At 48.6% G+C, this 4931-nt stretch carries 4 protein-coding genes and 1 pseudogene; all 5 read left to right on the top strand.

Features of this window, described 5'->3' with window-relative positions; all coding sequences use genetic code 11:
- Positions 1–313, top strand: a 313-nt coding sequence (locus RMO15_RS30105) for a helix-turn-helix domain-containing protein (RefSeq protein WP_309721916.1), incomplete at its 5' end; no start/stop codon positions are given.
- Between the two features lie 22 nt (positions 314–335).
- Positions 336–920, top strand: coding sequence for a hypothetical protein (locus RMO15_RS30100; RefSeq protein ID WP_309721914.1), 585 nt, complete (start codon positions 336–338; stop codon positions 918–920).
- A gap of 62 nt (positions 921–982) precedes the next feature.
- Positions 983–2515: pseudogene (locus RMO15_RS33515) on the top strand (tetratricopeptide repeat protein); the annotation flags it as partial.
- Between the two features lie 234 nt (positions 2516–2749).
- Entirely contained in the window at positions 2750–4465 is a 1716-nt protein-coding gene (locus RMO15_RS30095) for a CHAT domain-containing protein (protein ID WP_309721911.1), read from the top strand.
- Entirely contained in the window at positions 4465–4827 is a 363-nt protein-coding gene (locus RMO15_RS30090; RefSeq protein WP_309721908.1) for a hypothetical protein, read from the top strand. The genes RMO15_RS30095 and RMO15_RS30090 overlap by 1 nt, the downstream gene beginning before the upstream one ends.
- The last annotated feature ends 104 nt before the right edge of the window (positions 4828–4931 follow it).

Genomic DNA, 4931 nt, shown 5'->3' with positions numbered 1-4931 from the left:
GATAGAGCTGTTGTGCACACGACTTCGCAAGGCAACGGAGGCCATCGCCCAGACTCAGGCACTAGATCTCAAAGAGCGTCTCTCCTCTTTCCTTTTGTCACAGAGCTTCCAAGATCGCTCTGGTGCCTGGGTCTATCGCCGCACCCGTGATAGCGACATTGCCCGCAGTATCGGAGCCAAGCGTGAGTCGGTCAGCCGCAAGCTCAAAGAGATGCATGCCGAGGGCTGGATTGAGCGCACGACAAACACTATCGTCCTGAAAGATCGCGAGCAGCTTCAGCAGTTCGCCTCAGGAATGGACATTCTCCCCTAAAAGAAAGAAAAACTAAATTTTCATGAAACAACATTCCCTTCCCTTTTTCTTATTGGCCACGCTTGTCGTCGCCTCTCCTCTTGCACTAGCGCAGCGTAGCAAGACAGCCGCGAAACCAAAACCAGATCGTTTGAAGGCAATGCTGCAAGGGCTCAATGCACCTGCCCTACGCGTTGATGTCCTAAACAAGGTTGGTCTTCCCAAGTCTGCTCCGAAGTGTAGTTTTGGCGAAGCCTTCCGCCTCCGTGTCCGCGCTCAGTCACCAGGGGATGTCTATATTCTCGCCCTCGATGCAAAAGGGACTGCGTCCCTTGTCAAGGCAGCCGCAAAGCCTTTTTCTGCATCGCCTAAAACGCCGTTGGATCTGCCGGTCTTTACAGCGCCTAAAGCCAAAGGAGCACTGGAGTACCTGATCCTCCAGCGCCGCTATGCGTTTCTAGGCTCTAGCGGTACGAACACCGATGTCCCCGGCACAGACACCAATGTCCCTGGTACAGATACGGATGTCCCCGCTCTGGAGAATATCAGTGAGCTTATCTCCCTCTTTGAGAGCGATCCCAAAGGTACCTGGGTTTCCACCCGTATCAAGGTTGAGATTACTAAATAAATATCCGCGTGCCTGCCTCCTCAAAATATTGAGGAGGCACCAAATTTTTAGAATGAATCCCTATGCCTATCCTTCTGCTCACCTACCAACAAGCTCCTGTCAAAGAAATCCCGCCTCCCGCTCGTGTCGCCAAGGCCATCAAAGCTGCCAAAGCTCTCGTCAAGGCGAGCAAGTTCGCTGAAGCCATCGCCTTGCTGGAGAAGCGCCAGAAAGAACTAGGTGAGAAAATCACCTCGACCGAGAAACGTTTTTTGCAAATCACAATAGCGGATTCCTACTATGAGCGCGGTCAAAACGCAGAAGAACGTTGTTATGCAGAAAGAGGTATAGATTACAAAATACTAGAAGAAGCAATTGAATACTATAAATCGGCCTATACATTAGATATAATTCACCGAAAACAATTAGCCGCCCGAGATTCTCGAGAATTAGGAAAAGTCTACGGATACTACGATGTAATGGCGAGGGATGGAAATACTGCAATCCGAGCAAGAAATAAATCTTTAGAATATTATGAAATGTCACTTAGTATATCAAAATTAATAAAAGACAATAATGGGTACGCTGACACTTTAAATCAAAAAGGCATGTCATTTACTTACAATTCCATGAGTATAGAAGCATTGCCTTTATGTAAAGAAGCATTGTCCATTTATATGAAAATAGGAAATAAAGTAAGCTCGGCAGTAACACTTAATAATATCGGTAGCATTTATGATGATCTTGGCGAGAAGAGAAATGCTATTGACTTCTATAAACAGGAATTAACAATCCAAAGACAGCTAAAAGATAATAACAGTGAAGTAAGCGTGCTATCAAACATTGCTAATCTCTATTATACTCTTGATGAGCAATCAGAGGCACTCATTTTCTGTAATCAGGCATTGCCGATTTACAGACAACAACAAGACATTGAAGGAGAGGCCTATATGCTTACCATGATAGGCAGTATCTATAATGCATTTGGTAAAAATACAAAAGCACTAGATTTTTTAAATAAGGCGCTACCACTTTCTAAAACTACTCGTTTTTTTGAATATACACTAATCTGTTTAGGAGATACTTATTCTGATATCAATAACAAAGTAAAATCTTTAGAATTTTACGATAAAGCTCAACGCTCATATTTGCTCCGATACGTAGATGGTTATAGATTAGGCTATAATAACCCTATAGAAAATAAAATTGGTGATGCATATTTCAATTTTGGCGATATTTCCGATGCGCTAAACCATTATAAAAAAGCCCTATATGAAGGTGTCGGAATTCAGATAAGCATTGCCATCCGAAATATCGGAAAAACATACTCTTTTCTCGGCGAGAAAAATAAAGCCCTGGAATTTTATAGCTCATCACTACAAGCATTAAGAAACATAAAGAAAGAAAACATCAAATATCAAGAGTCAATAACCCTATATTATATAGGAAATACATATTATGATATTAAAGAATATCATAAATCATTGGATTTTCATAATAATGCACTATCTATACAGAATCAGCTTGGATACAGGCATGATGAGGCTTATACTCTTATCAGTATTGGCAGAGCTAACAATGATCTTGGGGAAAGGACAAAAGCACTAGAGTTTTTAAACCAGGCACGTCTTATACTAAGGCAAACAGGAGACATACGAGGAGAGGCAATAGTAACTACCGATATTGGATCAGTGTACTCTTCTCTTGGAGAAAACACTAAAGCACTTGAATACTATAACCGTTCACTACCTATTCAAAGACAGATTGGAGATAAGCGAGGGGAGGCACAAACCCTGAACAAATTGATGTCTCTATGGAGCAATTTGGCGTTCTCACGGCGAAACCTGGGAATGGCCACGTTCTATGGAAAGCAATGCGTCAACCGCTATCAGGCACTCAGAGAGGATGCCAAGAAAATCGGAAAGAGGGCTCTGGAATCCTTTACAAATTCGGTCGAAAAGGCGTACCGAGATCAAGCCGATATCCTCATCGAACAGGGACGCATTCTTGAAGGGCAACAAGTACTCGACCTTCTCAAGCAACAGGAACTCTTTGACCTACTCCGCCGAGATGCGAAAGAGTTCAATACGGCAAAACTCACCGAACTCAACGAAGTCGAAGCGGAAGCTGACAGGCGCATCAAGGCGCAAGGTGACAGGATTCTTACGCTTGCACGGGAGGAAGAGACGCTCCTCGCCAAACCCGAAGCCCTACGAGCCGATGCAGACAAGCGGCGGCTCCTAGAGGTTAAGCGACTTCTCGACGAAGCGCAGGCGCAGTTCCAGAAGGTACTAGAATCGCTCGTTGCACTCTTTGAGCAGAGTGCAGCGCGCCTCGCCGCTAAGCCCTTCACGCCCGCCGATGCAGAGGCGTTCACCACCACGCTCAAAGACCTAAGAGAGCAGAGCGGCAAGAAGCCCGTGGCAGTCTACACCCTCATGGGCGAGAACAAGCTGCGCTTTATCATCCTCAGTGACCTGGGAAACCCCGTCGCAAGAGAGTTCCCCATCACCGCAGCAGAACTCAACAAGAAAATCGCCGCCTTTCGAATCGCGCTCCAGAACCCAAGCGTAGACCCACGGCCTCTTGGAAAGCAGCTCTACGACATTCTCATCAAGCCCATAGAAGCCGATCTCAGCGGCGCACAGGCACAGACGCTGCTCTGGAGTTTAGATGGCCCCTTGCGCTACATTCCCCTCGCCGCTCTCTCCCCGGATGGTGTGCACTATCTGATTGAGACAGAGCGTGCCAACACGATCTTCACCCCAGCCGCCATGAACTCAGGGGCGCTCACCCGTGCTCCCAAACCTCAGTGGCAAGCGCTGGCGCTCGGGGTGACCCAGGGCTTCGCGTCGGTCGAGAACCAGGGCACGACCTTAGGATTCCCGGCTCTCACGGGCGTGCGCCAGGAAGTCGGAACCGTCACGGGCTTGCTCACCGGCAGCACGACACTGCTCGACGCCGACTTCACCAAGGAGCGCTTGGAGGCAACTCTGGCGGAGAAGGCGGGTAAGTTCAGCGTGGTGCACATCGCCAGTCACTTTCACTTCCAGCCCACTGGCGACGAGACACGCTCGTTTCTGCTGACCGGCGATGGCAAGGCGCTCACCCTGGCACAGCTCAAGAGCCTGCGCTCCAACGTGTTCTCCGGCGTGGACTTGCTCACGCTCTCGGCGTGCGCGACGGGCTTGGGAACCGTGGGTGCCAGCGGGACAGGCGCAGAAGTGGAAGGCTTTGGGGCACTGGCACAGCGCAAGGGTGCAGGTGCAGTTCTAGCGAGCCTGTGGTCGGTCAGTGACGCGTCCACGTCCGCGCTGATGCAGGCGTTCTATGCGATCCACCAAAAAGAGCCCGGTCTAGGCAAGGCCGAGTGCCTCCGCCGCGCCCAGCTAGGGCTGTTAACCGGCAGCCTGCCTATAGAAGCACGTCAGCTCGGACGTGGCCCCGTCGCCGCAACGGGCAACAAAGACACTACCGGACTCCCCCGCTTCGTCGCGCCTGCCAGCGCGCCCGCCGCCCACCCGTTCTACTGGGCACCGTTTATTCTGATCGGAAACACGAGATAGTGATCAATCCTCTTACTTTTTCTAGTATTGTTCCGTTGCATAATTCGGAACAGGAACCTTCTCCACCACCTCGGATTGCGAAGGCAGTCATTCAAGCGGACAAGTTTGCAACAGCAGGTCAGTTCTCAGAAGCTGTATCTGTACTTGAAAAACAACAGCTAGCACTAGGAAGCAACATTAGCAGAGAAGAAAAGCTATATTTGTTATCGATGATAGCGGATTTACAGTTTGCCTGGGGTAGCTACTTTTACAGCGAGAAATCTGAACCCAAAAACGCAATCATACACTTTCAAAAATCCTACTTAATTAATAACATATACAGTCTTCATGAAGATGCTTCACCACCGAGCATGAAAATCTGAGTTTGGCAAGGTAGCATAGGCAGGGCGCACTGACACAAAGGTCGTTTTTTCCTTGGTGATGCGATCCCGATATACAGTCAGACCAGGGCACTTTTAAGCACCAC

The sequence above is a fragment of the Armatimonas sp. genome (genome assembly GCF_031410135.1).
In the GTDB taxonomy this organism is placed as follows: Bacteria; Armatimonadota; Armatimonadia; order Armatimonadales; family Armatimonadaceae; genus Armatimonas.
The sequence above is the reverse complement of the archived record's forward strand: the minus strand, read 5'-3'. Positions and strand labels throughout refer to the sequence as shown.